This window comes from Accumulibacter sp., from assembly GCF_023806635.1.
GTDB lineage: Bacteria > Pseudomonadota > Gammaproteobacteria > Burkholderiales > Rhodocyclaceae > Accumulibacter.
The window spans coordinates 1-2,578 of sequence record NZ_JAMTDQ010000077.1; the positions used below are offsets into that span (position 1 = coordinate 1).

General features: G+C 70.3%; 4 protein-coding genes. 3 read left to right on the forward strand and 1 reads right to left on the reverse strand.

Annotated features, from left to right (window positions below; genetic code table 11):
- Positions 1–87: 87 nt before the first annotated feature.
- From NFW30_RS13480 to dtd, 3 genes are read left to right on the forward strand one after another with little or no spacing between them, the layout of a single operon-like run.
- The gene (locus NFW30_RS13480) at positions 88–1,086 is read left to right on the forward strand and encodes a cation diffusion facilitator family transporter (RefSeq protein WP_295372274.1); all 999 of its coding nucleotides are present in this window, start codon (positions 88–90) and stop codon (positions 1,084–1,086) included.
- A complete protein-coding gene (gene arsN2 / locus NFW30_RS13485; RefSeq protein WP_295372276.1) occupies positions 1,083–1,541 on the forward strand; it encodes an arsenic resistance N-acetyltransferase ArsN2 in 459 nt (152 codons plus the stop codon). The genes NFW30_RS13480 and arsN2 overlap by 4 nt, the downstream gene beginning before the upstream one ends.
- Entirely contained in the window at positions 1,538–1,990 is a 453-nt protein-coding gene (gene dtd / locus NFW30_RS13490) for a D-aminoacyl-tRNA deacylase (RefSeq protein WP_295372280.1), read from the forward strand. Before arsN2 ends, dtd begins: the two co-directional genes overlap by 4 nt.
- 157 nt (positions 1,991–2,147) lie before the next feature.
- On the opposite strand, the gene NFW30_RS13495 is transcribed toward dtd, so the two are convergent.
- The gene (locus NFW30_RS13495; RefSeq protein ID WP_363322109.1) at positions 2,148–2,432 is read right to left on the reverse strand and encodes a hypothetical protein; all 285 of its coding nucleotides are present in this window, start codon (positions 2,430–2,432) and stop codon (positions 2,148–2,150) included.
- Positions 2,433–2,578 lie beyond the last annotated feature (146 nt).

Consider the following 2,578-nt stretch of genomic DNA (forward strand, 5'->3'; position numbering starts at 1 on the left):
AGAACATCCAACTTCACGCCGGCTCACGGCGACCACTTTCAGGTTGGCCGCGACACAGACGGCGATGTCGGTTAGAATTCCGCCACCATGAGCGGATCACACCTGCACCAGCACGACGCGCACGCACGGGACAAGGGCGGGCACGACCACGACCATTCGGGCCACCGACATGGCGAACATGCGCACCGGCACGCAGCGGACGCCGGCCCACGCCTGCTCTGGGCGTTGCTGCTGACGCTCGGTTTTGCCGGCGTCGAGGCTGCCGCCGGCTTCTGGTCGGGTTCGCTGGCGCTGCTCGGCGACGCCGGCCACATGGTCACCGACAGCGCCTCGCTTGCCCTCGCCGCCTTCGCCGCCTGGCTTGCGCAGCGGCCGCCGACGCAGCGCCACACCTACGGCTACGGTCGCGTCGAGACGCTGGCAGCGCTCCTCAACGTCCTCTTCATGGTCCTCGTCGTCGTCGGCATCTCGGTGGCGGCGGTCGAGCGCATCCTGACGCCGGTCGCCGTCAATGGGGAAACCGTGACGCTGGTGGCTGCCCTCGGCCTGCTCCTCAACATCGCCGTCGCCTGGCTACTGATGCATGGCGAACAGACGATGAACACCCGCGGCGCACTGCTGCACGTGCTCGGTGACCTGCTCGGCTCGGTCGCCGCGCTGGTCTCCGGTGCGGTCGTCATGTGGACCGGCTGGACCGCCGCCGACCCGCTGCTCTCGTTGCTGATCTGTGCGCTGATGCTGGCCTCCAGCCTGCGCTTGCTGCGCGAGGTACTGCAGGCGCTGATGGAGGGCGTACCGGCCAGTCTGTCGACCGAAGAGGTGGCGCACGTGCTGGCAGCGATTCCCGGCGTCGCTTCGGTCCACGACCTGCACATCTGGACCCTTTCTTCCAGTCGCGTCGCGCTGTCGGCGCATCTCGTCGTCGACTCGCTGGAGCAATGGCCGACCGTACTGGCCGCCAGCCGGGAAGCGCTGGCCGCCAGCGGCATCACGCACGTCACACTGCAGCCGGAACCGCTTGCGGCGCCGGTGCGCTGGCTGCCGCGCGCCGCTGGTTGGCAGCCCGGCGCAGCGCGACCGTCATGAGCGCCCTGCTGCCGGAGCCCGCTCTGGCCGGCGATCTGCCCGATCTGCTGGCCCTGCTCGCCGCCTGTTCCCTGCCAACGGCCGACCTTGCCCAGCGACACCTGGCGGATTTCCTCGTTTGCCGCGACGGCGAGAGAATCGTCGCCAGCGTCTGCCTCGAGCGGCACGTCACGGCAGCCCTGCTGCGGTCGCTGGCGGTGGCAACAGCCTATCGCCAGCGCGGACTCGCAAGCCGACTGGTCGATGAAATCGTGCAGCACGCGTGGAACCGCAAGCAGCGCGAAATCTTCCTCCTCACGACGAGCGCCGCCGGTTTTTTTGCCGCCCGCGGCTTTCAACCCTTCGATCGCCGCCAAGTGCCCCCCGAACTCGCGCAATGCAGCGAGTTCCGCGACCTGTGTCCGGCATCGGCGGTCTGCATGCGGCGCACGCTGGCCAACGGCGGCACCGCATGAGGGTCGTCGTGCAGCGGGTCCGCGGGGCGCGCGTGGAAGTCGCCGGCAAAACCGTCGGCGCCATCACTGCCGGTCTGCTCGTCTTCGCCGGCTTCGAGGAGCGCGACGGCGACGGCGACCTCGACTGGATGGCGGGCAAGCTGACCCGGCTGCGCGTCTTCGCCGATGCTGCCGGACTGATGAACCGCAGCGTCATCGACATCGGCGGCGAGGTCCTCGCGGTCAGCCAGTTCACCCTCTTCGCGTCGACCCGCAAGGGCAACCGGCCATCGTGGCAGCGCGCCGCAGCGCCGGCGGTCGCACAGCCGCTGTTCGAAGGCTTCGTCGCCCGCCTCGAGAACGCCCTCGGCCGCCCGGTGCCGAGCGGCGTTTTCGCCGCCGACATGCAGGTCCATCTGGTGAACGACGGGCCGGTGACGCTCCTGATCGACTCGCACCAGCCGGAATAGCGGCGCGGCAGCGAGCGCGCGGCTCGCACCGGGACCAGGTACCCTTTCTTCCGGACCGGATCCGCGGACGCCGCGCGGACGCTGCCTGCCGGTCCGACCCGGCGCGGGGCCATGCTCAGCAGCGCCGCGCGGTCCCGCCGGCGCCCTCTCCGGCCCATCAGGTGCGGTCCGGCCAGCCGGCGAACCACTCGCCGAGGGTGCGCATCTCGCCCAGGCCGGCGAGCTGGCGGTCGATGGCATCGTGGTTGCCCCAGACGACATCGGCCAGCGCGCCTGCGGCGACGCGCTCCTCGATGTCGCGGCAGTACAGACCCCGTTCGCGCTGCACGTAGAAGCCGTAGCTGCGGCAGGCGACGGGCCGCCAGGCATAGACGCTGCAGGCGCCGCTTGCGCGGTCGAGCAGTGGGCAGACGAGCGGACCGTGCCGCCAACCGTCGAACATCGCCACGGCTGCGCGGATGTGCTGCAGGCGTCCAGCCGGCAGCCCGGCCAGCCCCTGGCACAGCAGATCCCACTCCGCTGCCGTCAGACGCGTAAGCGTTCAGCGCGCCCACCCCTGACGCGCAGGCTCAAACTGGCTTTTTGAGA